The 18439-nt window shown below is 68.3% G+C and carries 19 protein-coding genes; 12 read left to right on the top strand and 7 right to left on the bottom strand.

Features of this window, described 5'->3' with window-relative positions:
- Positions 1–42 precede the first annotated feature (42 nt).
- A complete protein-coding gene (locus tag ACIBH2_RS10105; protein WP_397115449.1) occupies positions 43–342 on the top strand; it encodes a DUF6191 domain-containing protein in 300 nt (99 codons plus the stop codon).
- Here ACIBH2_RS10105 and ACIBH2_RS10100 read toward each other — a convergent pair.
- On the bottom strand, positions 339–1223 hold the full coding sequence (locus tag ACIBH2_RS10100) for a DUF3515 domain-containing protein (RefSeq protein ID WP_397115447.1): 885 nt from the start codon (positions 1221–1223) through the stop codon (positions 339–341). The genes ACIBH2_RS10105 and ACIBH2_RS10100 overlap by 4 nt on opposite strands.
- Positions 1224–1371: 148 nt before the next feature.
- Here ACIBH2_RS10100 and ACIBH2_RS10095 point away from each other — a divergent pair, with 148 nt between their 5' ends.
- Genes ACIBH2_RS10095 through ACIBH2_RS10085 form a run of 3 tightly spaced genes read left to right on the top strand, consistent with a single transcriptional unit; the run spans position 1372 to position 3328 of the window.
- Complete coding sequence (locus ACIBH2_RS10095; protein WP_397116952.1) at positions 1372–2313, top strand: thiamine-phosphate kinase; 942 nt, start codon at positions 1372–1374, stop codon at positions 2311–2313.
- A gap of 39 nt (positions 2314–2352) precedes the next feature.
- On the top strand, positions 2353–3030 hold the full coding sequence (locus ACIBH2_RS10090) for a uracil-DNA glycosylase (protein ID WP_397115445.1): 678 nt from the start codon (positions 2353–2355) through the stop codon (positions 3028–3030).
- 37 nt (positions 3031–3067) lie between these two features.
- Positions 3068–3328, top strand: a complete 261-nt coding sequence (locus tag ACIBH2_RS10085; protein WP_397115443.1) for a hypothetical protein — start codon at positions 3068–3070, stop codon at positions 3326–3328.
- Between the two features lie 29 nt (positions 3329–3357).
- Here the strand turns inward: ACIBH2_RS10085 and ACIBH2_RS10080 are convergent, their stop codons facing one another.
- From ACIBH2_RS10080 to ACIBH2_RS10070, 3 genes are all read right to left on the bottom strand, one after another.
- Entirely contained in the window at positions 3358–3876 is a 519-nt protein-coding gene (locus ACIBH2_RS10080; RefSeq protein ID WP_397115441.1) for a GNAT family N-acetyltransferase, read from the bottom strand.
- A 76-nt stretch (positions 3877–3952) separates the two neighbouring features.
- Positions 3953–4144 (bottom strand): 50S ribosomal protein L28, encoded by a 192-nt coding sequence (gene rpmB / locus ACIBH2_RS10075; protein WP_039799620.1) that lies wholly within the window; start codon positions 4142–4144, stop codon positions 3953–3955.
- Positions 4145–4346: 202 nt separating this feature from the next.
- Positions 4347–4790, bottom strand: coding sequence for a hypothetical protein (locus ACIBH2_RS10070; protein ID WP_397115439.1), 444 nt, complete (start codon positions 4788–4790; stop codon positions 4347–4349).
- A gap of 180 nt (positions 4791–4970) precedes the next feature.
- On the opposite strand from ACIBH2_RS10070, the gene ACIBH2_RS10065 reads away from it, so the two are divergent.
- The 5 genes from ACIBH2_RS10065 to ACIBH2_RS10045 all read left to right on the top strand — a co-directional run bounded on the left by ACIBH2_RS10065 (position 4971) and on the right by ACIBH2_RS10045 (position 11706).
- The gene (locus tag ACIBH2_RS10065) at positions 4971–7019 is read left to right on the top strand and encodes a DAK2 domain-containing protein (protein WP_397115437.1); all 2049 of its coding nucleotides are present in this window, start codon (positions 4971–4973) and stop codon (positions 7017–7019) included.
- Complete coding sequence (gene recG / locus ACIBH2_RS10060) at positions 7020–9293, top strand: ATP-dependent DNA helicase RecG (RefSeq protein WP_397115435.1); 2274 nt, start codon at positions 7020–7022, stop codon at positions 9291–9293.
- A 45-nt stretch (positions 9294–9338) separates the two neighbouring features.
- Positions 9339–10241, top strand: coding sequence for an EamA family transporter (locus ACIBH2_RS10055; protein ID WP_397115430.1), 903 nt, complete (start codon positions 9339–9341; stop codon positions 10239–10241).
- A gap of 87 nt (positions 10242–10328) precedes the next feature.
- Complete coding sequence (locus tag ACIBH2_RS10050) at positions 10329–11063, top strand: FadR/GntR family transcriptional regulator (protein WP_397115428.1); 735 nt, start codon at positions 10329–10331, stop codon at positions 11061–11063.
- Positions 11050–11706 carry a sterol desaturase family protein gene (locus ACIBH2_RS10045; protein WP_397115426.1) on the top strand — a complete coding sequence of 219 codons (657 nt, stop codon included), beginning with the start codon at positions 11050–11052 and terminating at the stop codon, positions 11704–11706. Before ACIBH2_RS10050 ends, ACIBH2_RS10045 begins: the two co-directional genes overlap by 14 nt.
- A 3-nt stretch (positions 11707–11709) precedes the next feature.
- Here ACIBH2_RS10045 and ACIBH2_RS10040 read toward each other — a convergent pair whose 3' ends face one another.
- Positions 11710–12351, bottom strand: a complete 642-nt coding sequence (locus ACIBH2_RS10040) for a response regulator (protein WP_397115424.1) — start codon at positions 12349–12351, stop codon at positions 11710–11712.
- Positions 12348–13514 carry a sensor histidine kinase gene (locus ACIBH2_RS10035; protein WP_397115422.1) on the bottom strand — a complete coding sequence of 389 codons (1167 nt, stop codon included), beginning with the start codon at positions 13512–13514 and terminating at the stop codon, positions 12348–12350. Before ACIBH2_RS10035 ends, ACIBH2_RS10040 begins: the two co-directional genes overlap by 4 nt.
- Positions 13515–13643: 129 nt before the next feature.
- On the opposite strand from ACIBH2_RS10035, the gene ACIBH2_RS10030 reads away from it, so the two are divergent.
- Both ACIBH2_RS10030 and ACIBH2_RS10025 read left to right on the top strand, forming a co-directional pair.
- A complete protein-coding gene (locus tag ACIBH2_RS10030) occupies positions 13644–14777 on the top strand; it encodes an SDR family NAD(P)-dependent oxidoreductase (RefSeq protein WP_397115420.1) in 1134 nt (377 codons plus the stop codon).
- Positions 14778–14854: 77 nt separating this feature from the next.
- Positions 14855–15346: a hypothetical protein gene (locus ACIBH2_RS10025; protein WP_397115418.1), complete on the top strand. Its 492-nt coding sequence runs from the start codon at positions 14855–14857 to the stop codon at positions 15344–15346.
- Positions 15347–15349: 3 nt separating this feature from the next.
- On the opposite strand, the gene ACIBH2_RS10020 is transcribed toward ACIBH2_RS10025, so the two are convergent.
- Complete coding sequence (locus ACIBH2_RS10020; RefSeq protein ID WP_397115416.1) at positions 15350–16771, bottom strand: short-chain fatty acyl-CoA regulator family protein; 1422 nt, start codon at positions 16769–16771, stop codon at positions 15350–15352.
- A 150-nt stretch (positions 16772–16921) separates the two neighbouring features.
- Here ACIBH2_RS10020 and ACIBH2_RS10015 point away from each other — a divergent pair, with 150 nt between their 5' ends.
- Positions 16922–18430, top strand: a complete 1509-nt coding sequence (locus ACIBH2_RS10015; protein ID WP_397115414.1) for an MmgE/PrpD family protein — start codon at positions 16922–16924, stop codon at positions 18428–18430.
- Positions 18431–18439 lie beyond the last annotated feature (9 nt).

The raw sequence follows: 18439 nt of genomic DNA, 5'->3' as shown, positions 1-18439 counted from the left end.
GGGCCACGGCAGCCGCCGCCGCGTCCGCGTATCCTCGGTCCCGTGATCGTGGCGATGACAATTCCCGGGCTGGCGATACTGGTTATCGCGGTGGCCTTCGCCGAGGTGACCTATCGCAAGATCACCGGCCGCACCGGCCTACCGTGGATGCGCACCGACGAGGATCGCCGCGCCGCCGTCATCGGCTTCGAACAGTTCGACGCCATCTTCAATTCGGCCAAGCGCGTCGAATTCGAGCAGCGTCAGTCGGTGCTCATGCACAGGGACAATCCGGGCGACGGCGCGCCCGGCGGGATCGATATCGACCTGTCCTCCGGTACCGCGCGGTTGCGCAGGCCCTAGTTGGGCAGCGGGCCCGGATCGAGCGGCTGTTCCGGCATCGCCTTCTTGATGGCCTCCGAAATATCTTGCAGCGGAGTCGGTCCCGCGCTGTCGGGCATGGTCACGGCGACATAGGTGCCGCGGTCCACCGCGAACCAGGTACCCGAGTCGACGCCGCTGGTCTCATCGCGCACCGCGAACCAATTGACGCCGTTGACGACCTGGAGCGGCGAGGCGCGATTGAATTCGAGGGGCCGATCCAGCCCACAGCGCAGCACGATCGCCTCACCGCCCTCGGGCAACTGCCATGCCTTGGTGGCGGGCGGCGCGGGCTGCGCGAGTTCGGCATCGGTGTAGTCGCCGAGGGTGTTGGGCAGCTGCGGCAGCAGGGCCGTGCACGCCGGTCCGGTGGCGCCGGGGGCGGGAACCGAACCGAGGGCGAGCGGATCACGAGTCACGTTCTGCCGCGCGATGACCGCCATGACGAGCACCCCGACCAGCAGTGCGATCGGCAGCGCGACGGCCGTGGCGATGAGCGCGGGGGAGCGACCGGAGGAGGGCTCGGCGGCCTCCGGCTCCCCGGCGGACTCGGCGGCCTTGGCCTCCGACCCGCCCTCGACTCGTGACCGCGCGGTGTCTGCTTCGGAGTCCCCCTTGGCCAGTGACGGTTTGGTGGCTCCGGCGGTATCCGGGGCGGCCGAGCCCTCGGCTGTCGCGCGCGCGGCGTCTGCGGTCTGCGAGTCGGTGTCCCCCTTGGCCAATGACGGCTTGGAGTCCCCTGCGGCATCCGAACCGGACCCGGCCGCCGACGACGTGGCGGCCGTCTCGGGGTTGCCGGATTCCGCGGACTGCTCGGCCGCCGACGTGGGTTCCGTCTCGCTCCCGTGCGTGTCGTTGCTCATCCGGTCCTACATCCCCGATCTCCGGAGCCGGGTCGACGCGTCCCGGCTGGTGGTCTGCGATTGCTGGACCGAGGGTACCGTCGGTGCGTTCACCGCCGACATCGCACTCGCCTCGAAGGAGACCGTCATCACCGCCAGCAGGAAGACCGTGGCCGAGCTCGGTGAGTTCGCGCTCATCGCGAAGGTGACGTCGGGGCGCACGCAGGCCCCGGGGGTGCTGCTCGGGCCGGGCGACGACGCGGCCGTGATCGCCGCGCCGGACGGCCGGTTCGTGGTGACCACCGACATGCTGGTGCAGGATCGGCACTTTCGGCTGGACTGGTCGAGCCCGCACGATATCGGTCGCAAGGCCATCGCCCAGAATGCCGCCGACGTGGTGGGCATGGGCGCGACGCCGAGCGCGTTCGTGGTCTCGCTGGGCTGCCCGTCGGACACCCCGGTCGATTTCGTACAAGCCCTCGCCGACGGTATGTGGGCCGAGATCGAACGCAGCGGCGGCTCCATCGCCGGGGGCGATATGGTCCGCAGTCCGCTGCTGGTGATCTCGGTGACCGCCTTCGGCGATCCGCGCGGCCGCGCACCCGTACTGCGCTCGACCGCGCGCCCCGGCGATGTGGTGGCCGTGGCCGGGCGGCCGGGGTGGTCGGCGGCCGGACTGGCGGTGCTGTCCGCCGGGGTCGATCCCGAACGTTTCCCGGAAGCCGTTGCCGCGCACCGTGTTCCACGCCCGCCGTACGCCGCCGTGTTGGATCTCCCGGCCGATGCGCCCATTACCGCCCTGACCGATGTCTCCGACGGCCTGCTCGCCGATCTCGGACATATCGCCGAATCCTCCGCTGTCGCCATCGATCTCGACTCGTCCGCGCTGCGCGACCGCGCCCTCGAGCCGGTGTCGACCGCCCTGAACGCCGACCCGTTCGACTGGATCCTCACCGGCGGTGAGGATCACGCCTTCGCCGCCACCTTCTCCGGCGCCGTCCCCGCAGGTTGGGCGCCCATCGGACGAGTTCTGTCGGGGTCCGCCGTTACGGTCGACGGCGCGCCCAGATCCGGACCGACCGGCTGGGAGTCGTTCGGATCGGGTGGGTGAGGTATCGCAATGAAATTGACCACGATAAGTTTTCCCGACATGGCTGCCAAACCACTGTCGGAGGTCATCGATTCGGGCTGGGCCGAGGCCCTGGAACCGGTCGCCGACCGCATCGCCGCGATGGGCGAATTCCTGCGTGCCGAGAATGCCGCCGGGCGCGGCTATCTCCCCAAGGGGGAGAACGTATTACGGGCTTTCCAGCGTCCGTTCGACAAGGTGCGGGTGCTGATCGTCGGACAGGACCCGTACCCGACGCCCGGACACGCGATGGGTCTGAGCTTCTCGGTGGAGCCGGATGTCAAACCGGTGCCGCGCAGTCTGGCCAATATCTTCTCCGAGCTCTCCAAGGACCTCGGCCTGCCGACGCCCTCCAACGGTGATCTGTCGCCGTGGTCGGATCAGGGCGTGCTCATGCTGAACCGAGTTCTCACCGTCGCGCCGGGCCAGGCCGCCTCGCATCGCGGCAAGGGCTGGGAAGCGGTGACCGAGCAGGCGATTCGCGCGCTCGTGGCCCGCGACCAGCCGCTCGTGGCGATTCTGTGGGGCCGCGACGCCTCGACGCTGAAGCCGATGTTGGGGTCGACGCCCTACATCGAATCCGCCCACCCCTCACCGCTGTCCGCTTCGCGCGGTTTCTTCGGTTCTCGGCCATTCTCCCGAACGAACGAATTGCTCGGTACATTAGGGGCCGCTCCGGTGGATTGGCGTCTGCCGTGAGTGTGCAAATCCGTTGAGCCGATTCAGGAGCAGATGCATGCAGAGAAAGACTGCCCGCGGTGTCGTCGCCGCCCTCGCCGTGGGTGCCGCGTTCGCCGCCCCCGCCGTCGCACAGGCGGAGCCGCTGACGCTGGAACCCGCTACGACCACGACGACCGCGCCCAGTGCGGCGACACCGGTCGGCAGCCTGTTCGACACCAATAGCGCCTCGTCGCTGTCGTCCAGCACCACCTCGACCCTGTCGTGCCTGGTCTACTCGATCAGCCAGCAGTCCGAGTGCATCGGCGGCGCGGTCTAAGAGCTCGACAGACGAATGGTGCGGCGCGCTCAACCGGATTCGGTGGCGCGCCGCACCATTCGCACTTCCAGGGAAGGACTGAAGGCTTCGACGCGGCGCGCGCCGTCGAGTTCGAATCCGAATTTGGCGTAGAAGGCGCGGGCGCGGGGGTTCTCCTCGAAGACCCACAGCGTCGTATCGACCTCGGGCACCAGCACCGCGCGCATGAGATCGTGGGCCACGCCGGTGCTGTACCAGGCCGCCCGGACGTAGAGGGCGTTGATTTCGCGTGGCGTGACGGTGGTTTCGTCGAGAGCGGGTCCGCCCGATCCGAATCCTATGACGGCGCCGTCGGCCACGGCCACGACCGTGCGGTCCGGATGACTGAGGCGGCGGCGCTCCAACTGCTCGGCGCGGCGGTCCACATCGAAAGCGTCGAGTACATGCCGGGGAATCAGGTCCGCGTATGCCTCACGCCAACAAGCGATATGGCATTCGGCCAGGCTCCGGATGTGTTCGGCGGCCAGGGGAACGACCTGCCACCGTTGTACCTCGCGCGCCGTCCGCATGGATTCGAGCCTAGCGACGACAACGCCCCGGTTCACCCTGTTCGGGTGCGCCGGGGCGTTGTCGAAAAGCTGGAAATCAGCCGCGCGCGACCTTGCCCGCCTTGAGGCAGGAGGTGCACACGTTCATGCGGCGGGTGTTGCCGGGGGCAACCTGCGCGCGCACGGTCTGGATGTTCGGGTTCCAGCGACGGTTGGTGCGCCGGTGCGAGTGCGAAACCGACTTACCGAAGCCGGGGCCCTTGGCGCAAACGTCGCAGACGGCAGCCATAGTCGCGAGCTCCTTCATGTCATGTTGGGACCCGCTACTTTGGTAAGCAGCGTGTCCGAAAACCTAATGTCTGGACATGCCTGGTGGCGAACCGCCAGCGACCGCAGGTGAAGACCCCGCGTCAGGCAACCCTGCAAGAGTAACCGGCCCGGATGGGCCATGTCCAATTGCCCCCTCGGTGGCCGCCGCCAGCACGTCCGGGTCAGTACTGCGTCACCTCGAACTCGACCTCACCCGATTGTCCGAGATGTTGCTGGTCGACCGTCACGGTGGCCTTGATATGCCCGATGCCGGGCTGGAAGATGGCCGATTTGCCATCGTTCATCCACAGTCCCGGACCGCTCGGCGTGACGGACTTGGACCCGGTCTGCCCGGTATCGAGGTTGCGCCAGTTCAGGGTGACGGTGAGGCCGCACTGCGCGAGGCCGTAGAGATTGGCCTTGACGGTGAAGGCCGCGGAGTTGGGGTAGGCGTCGCCCTTGACCGAGGAGTCGACGACCGCCACGCACGGCCCGTTGGTGAGTGAGTACAGGGTATTGAAGGAGCCGCCGCCCCCGGCGGCGGCGGGTGCCGCGAGGGCTACGACGGACGCGGTGGTAGCGGTCGTGACGGCGGAGAACGCGAGTATTGATCGAACCGAACTCATCGAGCCTCCCAAGGCGGGGATGATCATGGTGACGTACAGCACATCGGACCATGGCGACCGGGTGTTTCGTCGCGAGATGGTCGAAACGCGTCGAACAGCGGCTGACGGCGGCCTGTCGGTGACGGCGACTACCCTGGCGTGCGGGGATTTCACGTGCAAGGCGGCGGAAGGACGGTGACGGTGCCCGGGGAAGGGGACGTGCTCGACGGTGCTGCGCTGACGCACTGGGGCCAGCGTTGTCTGGCGGGGCTGGAACGCCACCGCGACGAGATCAACGCGCTCAATGTCTTTCCGGTCGCCGATGCCGATACCGGGACCAATTTGCTCACCACCATGCGGGCCGCGGTGCGCGGTGTGGAGGATGCGGCGCGCGCCGTCGCCCGGGCGGACGACATCGCTGGCCGAGTGGGCGAGGACGCGGCTGTTCGAGCGGGTGACGCGGCCGATCGAGCGGGCGACGCGGCTGTTCGAGCGGGTGACGCGGCCGATCGAGCAGGTGACGCGGCCGTTCGAACGGGCGACCGTCTGGCCGCGCGAGGGCTCACGGCCCATGCCGTCGCCGCCTCGATGGCGCGCGAGGCGACCCTGGGTGCGCGCGGCAACTCCGGAATCATCCTGTCGCAGGTGCTGCGCGGCCTCGCCGAGGCCGCCGCCGACGGACCGCTGACCGCCACATCCCTGCGCCTGGCCCTGCGCCGCGCCGCGGTTCTGGTGCGCGAGGCCCTGAGCTCCCCGGTCGAGGGCACCATGCTCACCATCCTGGATTGCGCGGCCGACCATGCGGCGGAATGCCATGAGGACACCCTCGAAGCGGTCGCACTGGCCGCCGCCGATGGAGCCGCCAAAGCTCTCGGCGAAACCCCCTCGCAATTGGGCGTACTGCGCGAAGCGGGCGTAGTGGACGCGGGGGCGCGCGGATTGCTGGTGCTACTCGATGAATTGGTGGCGGTCACGGGCGGCCGCGCGCCGACCCGGCCCGCGTATGTACGCCGTACGCCCGCCGGTGGCGTGCCGCGCTCGGTGACGGATTCGCTCGGCGCTCACTCCGGCAAGACCGGCCTCTCTGGCGCGGGGGGTGTTTCCGCGAGGAATGGCGCAGCGAACCCGGCTGGGGTCAGCGGCGGTGACCCGGCAGCGGGTGATGCGCGTTCAGGCACCCCTGCGTCGAATGGTTCGACGGGCGTGGAAGTTTCGGCGTCCGACAGTCCCACGGGCTTGGGGACGGACGTGGCGGCCGCGCATAGGAGGGACACAGGGGCGGGCGGTTCTGCGGACGTGGGGAGGGCGTCTTCTGCTGCGCGCGTGGGGGATTCGGGCGCGCCTGGGATGCCCGCTCCGCAGTACGAGGTGATGTATCTGCTGGAGCACACCGATGAAGAGCAGGTGACGCGGTTGCGGAATGCGCTTGCGGAGCTTGGGGATTCGGTGGTTGTCGTCGGCGATGGGGACGGTGCGTGGTCGGCGCATGTGCATTGCGCCGATGCCGGTGCGGCCGTGGAGGCCGGGTTGGTGGCGGGGGCGTTGCGGCGGATCAGGATCGAGACGCTGGCGGTGTCGGCGCACGCGTCGATGGGTCCGGCGGATCGTGGGATTCTGGCGGTGGCGTCCGGGGCGGGGGCGGTGCGGTTGTTCGAGGACGGCGGGGCGGTGGTGCTTCAGGGGGAGGTCACCTCCGAGGCGCTGTTGGAGGCGATTCGCGCGCTGCCGCATCGAGAGGTGTTGGTACTGCCCAACGGTGCGCTGCCCGCCCATGAACTCGTCGCCGTCGGTGTGGCCGCGCGCGACGGTCACCGCGATGTGCTCATGCTGCCGTGCGCGTCCATGGTGCAGGGGCTGGCCGCGCTGGCCATGCACGACGCGGGTCGCATCGCGGTCGACGATGTGTTCGCCATGTCCGAGGCGGCGGCCGGAACCCGTTGGGGCTCACTGCGAGTGGCCCCGGAGCGGGCGCTCACCATTGTCGGGACCTGCGAGGCCGGTGACGGGCTCGGCCTGGTCGGCCATGATGTGGTGGTGATCGACTCCGATGTGCGGGCCGCGGCCCATACGCTGTTGGACCGCATGCTCGGGCTCGGCGGGGAACTGGTCACCATCCTGCTCGGCGAACAGGCCCCCGAGGATTTCGCTGACGAATTGAGTGAGCACATCACCGCCGGATTCCCGGGTGTGGAGGTGGTGGTCTACCCCGGCGGTCAGGCCGGGGATCTGGTGCAGATCGGGGTGGAATAGATGGCGACGTTCGCGGATCGGCTCGACCATGTGTTGGGCGTGAAAGCCGCTGAGCCACTGGCGGACGCGTTCGATATGCACACCGTCGAGGACCTGCTGCGGCACTATCCGCTGCGCTACGCCACCCAGGGGCAGCCGCTCACCGAGGAGGCCCCGGAGGAGGGCGCGCACATCACCGTCATGGGCCGGGTCACCAAGACCGAACTGCGGCCCATGAAGAACCGGCGCGGCAGCCTGCTGAAGGTCGCCCTCGATGTCGGCGGCGCGCGTCCGGTCGACATCACCTTTTTCAATGGCGACAAGGTGCGCTACCTGGTCAAAGACGGTGTGAAGGCGATGATGTCGGGCACCGTGCACTGGTGGCGGCCGGACCGCTGGAACCTCTCGCACCCGGACTACCTGATCATGCCCGACAAGGGTGACGGCAGCGTTGAGAACCTCACCCAGGTGCGCGGCGGCGGCGCGTTGCGCGGTCTCGCGCAGAGCGCCAAAGGCGCTGGGGGAGTGGATGTCTCGTTCTTCGAGCGGGAGTTCATCCCGGTGTACCCGGCGACCGCCAAGGTGCAGAGCTGGGATCTGCTGCGCTGTATCCGCCAGGTGCTCGACCAGCTGGACCCCATCGACGATCCGCTGCCCGCGTCCTTGCGCGCCGAACATTCGCTCATGCCGGTCACCGACGCGCTGCGGCTGATCCACCTACCCGAGAGCAAATCCGATATCGAAGAGGCCAGGGGCCGCCTGCGTTTCGACGAAGCGCTGGCCCTGCAGCTGGTGCTCGCCTCGCGCCGCCACGACGTGGAGGGCCGCGTCGCCCGCCCGTGTCCGCCGCGCACCGACGGCATCGCCGCCGCCTTCGACAAGCGACTGCCCTTCGAACTCACCGAGGGGCAGCGCGCGGTGATCGAGGAGATCTCCGCGGATATGTCGCGCAGCCACCCCATGCACCGGCTGTTGCAGGGCGAGGTGGGCTCCGGCAAGACCATTGTCGCGTTGGAAGCCATGCTCCAGGTGGTCGACAACGGCCGTCAGTGTGCCCTGCTCGCGCCTACGGAAGTGCTTGCCGCACAGCACTATCGGTCACTGCGGAATATGCTGGGCGATCTCGGCAGCGGCGGTGAGCTCGGCGCGGCCGACAATGCCACCAAGGTGGTGCTGGTGACCGGCTCCATGTCCACCAAGGACAAGAAGGCCGCCCTGCTCGACGCCATGACCGGCGAGGCCGGACTCGTCATCGGCACGCACGCGCTGATTCAGGACAATGTCGAATTCCACGACCTGGGCATGGTGGTGGTCGACGAACAGCACCGCTTCGGCGTCGAACAGCGTGATGCCTTGCGCGCCAAGGCCAAAGACGGGGTCAGCCCGCACCTGCTGGTCATGACGGCCACCCCGATCCCGCGCACCATCGCCATGACGACCCTCGGCGACCTGGAGACCTCGACGCTGACCCAGCTGCCGCGCGGCCGCTCCCCGATCACCACGAAAGTCGTTCCCGCCAAAGTGAAACCGTCCTGGGTGGACCGCGCGTGGGAGCGTATCCACGAGGAGGTCCAGGCCGGTCGCCAGGCGTATGTGGTGTGTTCGCGGATCGGCGGCGACGAGGAGGAGAACGGCAAGAAGGCCAAGGGCAAGGCCAAATCCGCCGAGGAGAAGGAAGCGCCGACCACGCACGCGGTGGTCGATCTCTACGAGATGCTGCGCGCCGGGCCCCTCGCCGATCTGCGCGTCGGATTGCTGCACGGCCGTCTGCCCGCCGACGAGAAGGACCGTGTCATGCGGGCTTTCAACGACGCCGAGGTCGATGTGCTGGTGTGCACCACCGTCGTCGAGGTCGGCGTGGACGTGCCGAACGCCACCATCATGGCCATTGTCGACGCCGACCGCTTCGGCGTGAGCCAGCTGCATCAGCTGCGCGGGCGCGTCGGCCGCGGCAAGCACGCGGGGCTGTGCCTGCTCATCACCGAGACCAATCCGGTGGGGTCGGCCATGGCGCGCTTGGAGGCGGTCGCCGCCACCACCGACGGTTTCGAATTGGCCGTGCTGGATCTGCGCCAGCGCCGCGAGGGCGATGTGCTCGGCTCCGCCCAGTCCGGCACCGCCCGGTCGCTGAAGCTGCTGTCGCTGCTCGATGATCTCGAAGTCATCACCGCCGCACAGCAATTGGCGCGCGAGGTGGTGGAGGCCGATCCGGGATTGGAGAAGCATCCGGGCCTGGCGGGCATGATGCATGCCGCCGTGGACTCCGAGCGTCTGGAGTATCTGGCCAAATCCTGACGGCTGCACAACGTTTGACGGTTATTCGGCGAGAGGTTGCACGGCGTGGTCGCGATCGATATCGAACGGTCCTGGAAACCGGTTCGCAGACAGTCGATTCCACGCCTGGTCGCCTGGCGCGGGCTCGGCGGGGTGCCGCCGACCGCTCTGGTCATGGCCGGAATCGTGAGCGTCCAGATCGGCGCGGCCTTCGCCAAGCAGTTGTTCGCCGCGACCGGGCCCGCCGGTGCGGTGAGTCTGCGGCTGGGCTTCGCGGGCATCGTGCTGCTGGTGCTGTGGCGGTCGGCGCTGCGGATCGACCGGCGCGCGCTGCCGGTGGTGCTGGCCTACGGCGCGGTCCTGGGCCTGATGAACCTGTGCTTCTACGAGGCCATCGACCGGATTCCGCTCGGTATGGCGGTGACCATCGAATTCCTCGGGCCGCTCGCGGTGGCCCTGGCGGGTTCGCGGCGTTGGATCGATCCGGTGTGGGCCCTGCTCGCGGGCGGCGGGGTGTTCCTGCTGACACAGTCCGACGGTCCCGTGGTGTGGTCGGGCATTCTGCTCGCTCTCGCCGCGGGCGGCTGTTGGGCCGGATACATCCTGCTCAGCGCCAAACTGGGCGAACGGACCAGCGGTGGCGGCGGATTGGCCATCGCCATGGCCTTCGGCTGTGTGCTCATCGCGCCCATCGGCATTTGGGAGGCGGGTAGCTCGCTGCTGCAACCCTCCGTTCTCGCAGCGGGTTTCGCCGTCGCCATGCTGTCGTCGGTGGTGCCGTACTCGGTGGAGCTCGAAGCGCTGCGCCGTATTCCGCCGCGGGTGTTCGGCATTCTCATGAGCCTCGAGCCCGCCGTCGCGGCGTTGGCCGGGTTCGCGGTGCTCGGTCAGATTCTGGGTATCGGGCAGTGGGCGGGAGTGGTCTGTGTGGTCGCGGCCTCTGCCGGGGCGACCCGCACCGCCACATAAGAGCAGGACAGGCGTCTGTTCCGTGTCAGGCAGGAAAATTGGTCTGACCACTTGACCTCTGACCAATTTTCGCCGTAGCGTCAACGTATGGCGTTGCAGCGGATCGACCGCAAAACCGTTCCCGACGAGGTATTCGACCAGCTCGTCGACACCGTGCTCGATGGTGAGGTGGCCCCCGGCGACACCTTGCCCGCCGAACGGCAGCTCGCCGAAGCGTTGGGCGTCTCCCGCCCGACCGTGCGCGAGGCGCTTCAGCGCCTGGCCCATACCGGTCTCGTCGAGGTCCGTCAGGGTGGCGGCACCACGGTGCGCGACTATCGCCGTTTCGGTGGCCTCGATATGCTCCCGCGCCTGATCTTCCGGCGCGGTGAACTCGACCACGCGGTCCTGCGCAGCATTCTCGAGGCGCGCGCCGCCATGGGTCGCGAGGTCGCCGGGCTGGCGGCCGAACGCGCCGACGCGGCGGTGGTGCCGACACTGCGCGTGACGGTGGACGAGCTTGTGGCGCACCAGGATCCGGTGGCTCAGCAGCGCAGCGCCCTCGCCTTCTGGGATCACCTCGTGGACGCGGCCGATTCCATCGTCTACCGGCTGCTCTACAACAATCTGCGCGCCGTCTACGAGCCCGCCCTCGAGGCACTGGCCGGTCTCATGTCCGCCGAAGTGGCCCAGGCCGACCGGTACCGGGCCATCACCGACGCGGTGGCCGCCGCCGATCCCACCGCTGCTCGCGCCGCGGCCAGCGCTCTTCTGTCCACGGCGACCACAGAATTCGCCGCTTTCATCCGCCGTCTAGAGGAGGCGACCCATGACCAGTCCTGACCGCCGCACCAAACTCACCCTCGCCGCCGCGTTCCGCGTCTTCGTCCGACAACCCTCCCCGTGGATCATCGCCACCTTGTTCGTCGGTGCGCTGATCGCGCGGATCTGGATGGGCGATTGGCAACTCACCGACGCTCTGGTCCCCGTGATCATGCTCGCGCTGTTCCCCTTGGTGGAGTGGATTATTCACGTCTGCGTGCTGCACTGGCGGCCGCGTCGCATCGGCCGTCTCACCATCGATTCGCTGTTGGCGCGCAAGCATCGTGAACACCACACCGACCCGCGTGAGATCCCGCTCATCTTCATCCCCTGGCAGACCTTCCTGTGGTTGCTGCCCGCGCTAGTGGCCATCGCCCTACTCGTATTCCCGCGCCCCGCACTGGGTTTGACCTTCCTCCTGGTCCTGGGCGTGCTGGGCCTCAACTACGAGTGGACCCACTACCTGGTGCACACCGACTATCAGCCCACCAGCCGCCTGTACAAGGCTGTCCGTCGCAACCACCGGCTGCATCACTTCAAGAACGAGCATTACTGGTTCACGGTCACCAGTTCCGGCACCGCCGACCGAGTGCTGCACACCTATCCGGATCCCGGCAAGACGCCCAATTCGCCTACCGCGAAGGCGCTGCACTCCGCGGCGTGACCCTCAGCGTCGAAGTCCGAGGACCGCGAGCCGAACCCGGTTGGACGCACCGGTTTTCGTCATCAGATTGGTTATGTGGGTTTTCACGGTGGTGATGCCCACATGCAAGCGGTCGGCGATCTCGGTGTTGGACAGACCCTCCGAGACGAGTTCGAGGACCTCCCGCTCGCGGTCGGTCAGACCCGGCAGCTGAGTGGGGGTGGGTATGTCGTCGGTGGCGCGGGCCGTGACGGCCGAATCCATGACGCGGCGCAGGACTTCCGGCGAGAAGGGATGGTCGCCGGTGGCGGCGCGGCGGATACCGGAGAGCAGTTCGGCGGGGGAGGCGTCCTTGACGAGGAAGCCGCACGCTCCAGCGGCCAGCGCCGGATAGAGGTGATCGTCGTCGTCGAAGGTGGTGAGCACGACCACCTTCGCACCGGGGCGGGTGGCGAGAATACGTTCGGTCGCGCGAATGCCATCCATGCCGGGCATGCGCAGATCCATCAGGATGACATCGGGGCGCAGTTCGTCGGCGAGGCGCACGGCCTCGCTTCCGGTCGCGGCCTCGCCGACCACCTCGAGATCCTCGGCGGTCTGGCAGAGCATGCGCAGACCGGCCCGGACCAGTTGTTGGTCGTCGACGACCAGAACGCGAATCGTCACCGCGGGTCTCGCGATCCGATGGGCAGGTGCGCGGTCAATTGCCAACCGTCGCCGGTGGATTCGGCGGACAACGTACCGCCGAGCACCTCCACGCGCTCACGCAACCCGATGAGCCCGACACCGGGCGGGGACTTGTCGGGTGGCGTGGCGTCGGAAATGTGGTCGCGCAGAACGAAATCGACGGCGGCGTCGGAGACCGTGATCGCCAGTTCCGCCTTGGCGGCAAGGCCCGCGTGCTTCACGGTATTCGCCAATCCCTCCTGCGTCAGACGCAGCAGCGTCAAGCCGGTGAGGGCGTCCACCGTGGTGATATCGGCGGCGACATCGCTGTCGACCCGCACACCCAGCCGCCGCGTTCGGTCGACGGCCGCGGTGACGGCCTCAGGCAGATCGGCTGGGACCAGGAAGGATTCGTCATTGCCGTTCGGGTCGCGCAGCACGGTCACCAGCTTGCGCAGATCGACCAGAGTGGACTTGCCGCTGGCGTGAATATCGTCGAGAACCTCGAGCACCTCGGGCGGGGCATCCGGCTGCGCGTGCCGGGCGACGGCGACGCGCAGCACCGTCGAGGACACGTGGTGGGCGATGAGGTCGTGGAGTTCGCGGGCAATGGCCGTGCGCTCCAGGGCGCGCGCGGCGGCCACCTCCGATTCACGGCGCTGAGACAGCTCCCGAGCCTGCTGGCGCGCGTGTTCGGCATTCTCGCGGGCGGTGCGCAGCAGCGTGCCGATGAGCAGCGGCAGACCCGCCATGACGACAGCGCGGTATCCGGTGGCGGCGGCACCATCGCCGGTGTGCAGCAGATAGGCGCCCGCGAGTGCGCCAGCGCCGAGCAGTGGCCGCCAACCACTGTGGCGTGCGGTCAATTCGGTGAGGGCGATGGCGGCCGCGACCTTGGCGACGAGAGGTCCGGTATGCCCGAATTCGAAGCCGAGGACCAGCACGCCCGTGGTGGCAAGGGATGTCGCCAGCGGCCACCGCACCGCGCCGACGGTCAAGACCACCGACACCAGGCCGATAACCCAGTCCACTGCAGCCGTCGTCCGCGTGAGCAGCAGCAGGCACCCGGCCGCGAGCGCGACGAGCACCACGAGCCGCACCGGCACCGACCGGGCATCGAGCACCCATTCGATCCCTCGGCTCACGCCACGCGACTCCACCACGCCCACATCATGCCCGCCCGATCCGGCCTGGCGTCTCCTACCCAGGGAGGAAACCGCTCCACCTCGAGGCCGCGCAGTGAAACCGCCGGACGGATTCGATCGCGCCCGTCACCGACAAGAGTTGCGGCCATGACCGACGCGAACGACAGCACTCCCGCCGCGAAAACGAAGAAGGCCGCATCGTGGGAAGCCACCGCCACCACCCCGGACCGGCCCGCCACTCCGAATCGGGCTGCCAGCAAGAGCGGCGGTGAGGACGCTGCCGGAAGCGCGACTATGCCTGCCGCGCAGGGGGATGCTGCCGCCGCCCCGGCATTGGGACACGGTCGGGGCATGGCGGCGAAGGGGCCGGGACCGAGTCGCCGTCGATTGTTCGGGTTGACGGCCGCGGGTCTGGCGGCGGGCGCGGCGGGTGGGTTGGCCGGGGGAGTGGCGCTCGGGGCCGACTCCAATCCGCCGCACCCCGTGGCTGGCGGGCAGCGGCGGTTCGAGAACAAGGTCGTTCTGATCACCGGTGCCACCTCCGGAATCGGTGCGGCGGCGGCACGGCTCTTCGCCGCCGAGGGGGCGCGGGTCGCGTTCTGCGGCAGGCGGGTCGGGCTCGGGCAGGCGGTGGAGCGCGAGATTCGCGCAGCCGGGGGCGAGGCGACCTATATTCGCGCCGATGTGCTCGTCGAATCCGAGGTGCGGGACTTCGTGGAGAGCGCGGTGCACCGGTACAACGGCCTGGATGTCGCGTTCAACAATGCGGGAATCACGATTCAGAAGACGCTGCACGAATACAGTGCCGAGGATTTCGACAGGGTGGTCGGAACCAACCTGCGCGGCACGTTCCTGGCCATGAAATACCAGGTGCCGCACATGATTCGGGGCGGCGGTGGCACGATTGTCGTCACCGCGTCGAGCAATGCCGTCGCCACCGATGCCGGGAGGGCGGCCTACACCGCGAGCAAGCGCGCACTGGTCGGCTTGGTGCAGTCCGCCGCTCTGGACTACGCGGGCAACGGAATTCGCGTCAACACCCTCGTCCCCGGCACCACCGACACCGAATTGGTCTGGCGAGCAGCCGGATTGGAGTCCATGCCCGCCGACGCCCGGCAGGTCTTCCTCAAACAGTGGGCCGGATCCAATGTCCCGGGCCTGGGCCGCCTCGCCACCCCGGAGGAGATCGCCGCTTTCGCCCTCACCCTCGCCTCACCGGAGCATCCGTATCTCACCGGCGCACAACTGGTTATCGACGGCGGTAAGACCGCGCACGCCTGATCCCTCGGCTGGCGGCGCGCCCACCAGCCACTAGACTCCCGCCACGAAACATGGAGTCTTACGGGAGGGGACGGCGCATGCGCCGCACGGTTTTCGCACTACTACTGCTACCCATCGCCCTGACGGGATGCAACGACAAGGTGACCGGCTCCGCGCAACAGGACGCGCGCACCACCACATCGGCCAGCAGAGCCGCCACCACCACCGCGACGGTCGAGGGCCCGGTGCCGCTGGCCGATCTCTCCGGCACCTGGACCGGCACCTACACCTGCGCCCAGGGCGAGACCGCGCTCACCCTCACCATCGAGGATCCCGTGAGCGGTTCGGCCCGAACCGTTTTCGCCTTCGGACCCTCCGCGCAGAATCCCACCGTGCCGCACGGCAGCTTCGAGGCGACCGCCCGCTACGCCAACCGCCTGCTCGGCATCGTCCAGAAGCGGTGGATCGACCGGCCGTCCAACTACGAGATGATCGACCTGCAGGCCAATGCGGTCTCACCGTCGTCGATCAGCGGCACCGTGCAGACCTCGGGCTGCACCACGTTCAAGGTCACCAAGGACCGCCACTGAGCCCTAGCGCGGTAGCCGTGGATACGGCAGATCCGTACACGTCACCTCACTGACCGCCAGCGGCCTCCCGATCTGCGGGAAGGCCCGCTGCGGGCAGGCCGGGCGCTCGCACACCTTGCAGCCCGCGCCGATCGGCACCGCGGCCGCCGGATCGTCGAGTTGTAGACCCTTGGAGTACACCAGTCGATCCGCGTACTCCAGATCGCAGCCCAGGCCGATGGCGAATTCCTTTCCCGCCGTGCCGAATCCGTGCGGGGAGGGATTGGTGGTGCGCGCGACCCACAGGTACCGCCGCCCGTCGGGCATGGACGCCACCTGGGTGAGCGTGCGCCCCGGATGCGCGAACGCGTCGTACACCACCCACAGCGGGCAGCTGCCGCCCACCCGCGAGAAATGGAAGGCGGTCGCGGACTGCCGTTTCGAGATGTTCCCGGCCCGATCGGTGCGGATCAGGAAGAACGGCACACCCCGCTGCCCCTGCCGTTGCAGGGTGCTCAACCGGTGGCACACGGTTTCGAAGCCGACCTCGAATCGCAGGGCGAGCAGGTCGATGTCGTAGTGCAGCTCCTCGGCGGACCGCAGGAACTTCCCGTACGGGAGAATCAGCGCGCCCGCGAAGTAGTTGGCCAACCCGATCCGGGCCAAGGTGCGGGATTCACCGGTCAGCGTGGGGGTTTCGTCGAGCACCTCGTCCAGCAGCTGACCGTAGAGCAGGAAGGCGAGCGTGGTGGCGATCTGGAAGGCCCGCTGCCCGGGCCGCAACCGCCGCGCCAACGTCAGCGTGCGGGTTTCCTTCTCGTAGTGGCGTTTCGGGATATTCGGATCCGCGCCGTCCCCGCGCACCAGCACGGTCACCCCCGCGCGCTCCTCGGCGACGCGCGCCAACTGCCGGTCCAGCGAGCCGATACTGAGCCCGCACTCCTCGAACAGCCGCTCGGCCGCCAGGTCCAGCTGGGCTATGTGATTGTGGTGGTCGTAGAAGAAGTCGCGCACATCCTCGTAGGGCATCGGCACGCCCGGAGCCCCCGTCGGGGCAGCGACTTTCGAGGAGAGCAGGTCGAGCTGATCGGTCGCCGCCCGTAGTCGCCGGTGCATGGCGACAATAATCTTGGCGACCTCGGGTAATCGAGTAGCGAGGTCCTCGACCTCCGCGACCGGCGCGGAATTGCCGCCACTGGCTTCCACGAGCACCTCGTGCAGATCCGATACCAGCCGGGCATCGGAATCGGCCGCGAAGAACTGCACATCCAGATCGAAGGTGGAGTTCAACTTCAGTAGCACCGGAATGGTCAGGGGCCGCTGATCGCGCTCCAGCTGATTGAGGTAGCTGGGCGACAGGTCCAGCGACTTCGCGAGAGCCGCCTGCGTCATCCGACGTTCCTCGCGCAACCGCCGTAGTCGGGCACCCGCATACATCTTGCGCACGGTCGGAATGCTACCCACAGAGCTTCGCAAACATTGCAATTTCGAGCGGACTCGCTGGCAGAAATCTGCTACTGCAAGGTATTTCCACCCCACCCACACGCTGCGTAGCGTGCGAAGAAAGAGCTGTTGTCCCGCCTCGGAGAGAAGACCATGAAGACCCATATAGTACGCGCCCACGCCGCTGACGAGGCGTTTCCGCGGACAGAACATCTCGCGACCCGGGTTGCCGAAGTGGCTGCTGATCTTGTGCCGGTGCCCGACGACGTCACCGAGATGATCATCAACCGAGTCATCGACAATGCCGGTGTGGCGGCCGCTTCGCTGGCGCGTCGCCCGGTCACCTCGGCGCGTCGCCAGGCCGAGAAGCATCCGTACACCCCCGGCGCGACCGTCTTCGGACTGCCCGCCGCACAGCGTGTCTCACCGGAATGGGCGGCCTGGGCCAATGGCGTCGCGGTGCGAGAACTGGACTTTCACGACACCTTCCTGGCCGCCGAGTACTCGCATCCGGGTGACAACATTCCGCCGATTCTGGCGGTCGCCCAGCACACCGGGCGCGGCGGTGCGGAGCTGATTCGCGGTCTGGCCACCGGATACGAGATCCAGATCGACCTGGTGCGCGGAATCTGCCTGCACGAGCACAAGATCGACCACGTGGCTCATCTCGGCCCCTCGGCCGCAGCCGGAATCGGCACGCTGCTGGGGCTCGACACCGACACCATCTATCAGGCCGTCGGTCAGGCGCTGCACACCACCACCGCGACGCGACAGTCACGCAAGGGCGAGATCTCCAGCTGGAAGGCGTACGCGCCCGCCTTCGCGGGGAAGATGGCGGTCGAAGCGGTGGACCGCGCCATGCGCGGCGAGGGTGCGCCCGCGCCGATCTGGGAAGGGGCCGACGGTGTGATCGCCTGGCTGCTGGGCGGTCCGGGCGTGGAGTACCGGGTGCCGCTGCCGGGACCGGGTGAGGCCAAACGCGCCATTCTCGACAGCTACACCAAGGAGCATTCGGCCGAATACCAGAGCCAGGCCCCGATCGACCTGGCGCGCCGAATGCGCGACCGCATAGGCGATCTCGGGCAGATCGCCTCGATCGTGCTGCACACCAGCCATCACACGCACTACGTGATCGGCAGCGGCTCGGGCGATCCGCAGAAGTACGACCCGAACGCCAGCCGCGAGACCCTGGACCATTCGCTGCCCTATATCTTCGCGGTCGCGCTCCAGGACGGCGTCTGGCATCACGAACACTCCTACGCGCCGGAGCGGGCGCGACGCGCGGACACCGTGGCGCTGTGGAGGTCCATCACCACCGTCGAGGACCCGGAGTGGACCCGGCGGTATCACGCCACCGATCCGGCGGAGAAGGCGTTCGGCGCGCGAGCGGTGGTCACGTTGCGGAGCGGCGAGACCATTGTCGACGAACTCGCGGTGGCGGACGCGCATCCCTTGGGAGCGCGGCCCTTCGGGCGTGAGCAGTACATCGAGAAGTTCCGCACCCTCGCCGAGGGCGTCGTCGAACCGGCCGAGCAGGACCGTTTCCTCGCGGCCGCGCAGCGCATCCCGGATCTGCGTCCGGGCGAATTGGACCAGCTGACCTTCACCGTCCCCGAGACGGTGCGCAAGGCCGCCCCGACGATCCGGGAGGGGATCTTCTGATGCCGAACA

This window comes from Nocardia sp. NPDC050406 (assembly GCF_044459025.1).
In the GTDB taxonomy this organism is placed as follows: domain Bacteria; phylum Actinomycetota; class Actinomycetes; order Mycobacteriales; family Mycobacteriaceae; genus Nocardia.
Note: the sequence above shows the minus strand (reverse complement) of the source record. Positions and strands in the feature narration are given on the sequence as shown.

Bases quoted from the DNA above. Each gene is read 5' to 3' on its own strand.
- ACIBH2_RS10100 (WP_397115447.1), bottom strand. From the start codon at position 1,223: ATGAGCAACGACACGCACGGGAGCGAGACGGAACCCACGTCGGCGGCC.
- ACIBH2_RS10090 (WP_397115445.1), top strand. From the start codon at position 2,353: ATGGCTGCCAAACCACTGTCGGAGGTCATCGATTCGGGCTGGGCCGAG.
- ACIBH2_RS10085 (WP_397115443.1), top strand. From the start codon at position 3,068: ATGCAGAGAAAGACTGCCCGCGGTGTCGTCGCCGCCCTCGCCGTGGGT.
- ACIBH2_RS10080 (WP_397115441.1), bottom strand. From the start codon at position 3,876: ATGCGGACGGCGCGCGAGGTACAACGGTGGCAGGTCGTTCCCCTGGCC.
- rpmB (WP_039799620.1), bottom strand. From the start codon at position 4,144: ATGGCTGCCGTCTGCGACGTTTGCGCCAAGGGCCCCGGCTTCGGTAAG.
- ACIBH2_RS10070 (WP_397115439.1), bottom strand. From the start codon at position 4,790: ATGAGTTCGGTTCGATCAATACTCGCGTTCTCCGCCGTCACGACCGCT.
- recG (WP_397115435.1), top strand. From the start codon at position 7,020: ATGGCGACGTTCGCGGATCGGCTCGACCATGTGTTGGGCGTGAAAGCC.
- ACIBH2_RS10050 (WP_397115428.1), top strand. From the start codon at position 10,329: ATGGCGTTGCAGCGGATCGACCGCAAAACCGTTCCCGACGAGGTATTC.
- ACIBH2_RS10045 (WP_397115426.1), top strand. From the start codon at position 11,050: ATGACCAGTCCTGACCGCCGCACCAAACTCACCCTCGCCGCCGCGTTC.
- ACIBH2_RS10030 (WP_397115420.1), top strand. From the start codon at position 13,644: ATGACCGACGCGAACGACAGCACTCCCGCCGCGAAAACGAAGAAGGCC.
- ACIBH2_RS10025 (WP_397115418.1), top strand. From the start codon at position 14,855: ATGCGCCGCACGGTTTTCGCACTACTACTGCTACCCATCGCCCTGACG.
- ACIBH2_RS10015 (WP_397115414.1), top strand. From the start codon at position 16,922: ATGAAGACCCATATAGTACGCGCCCACGCCGCTGACGAGGCGTTTCCG.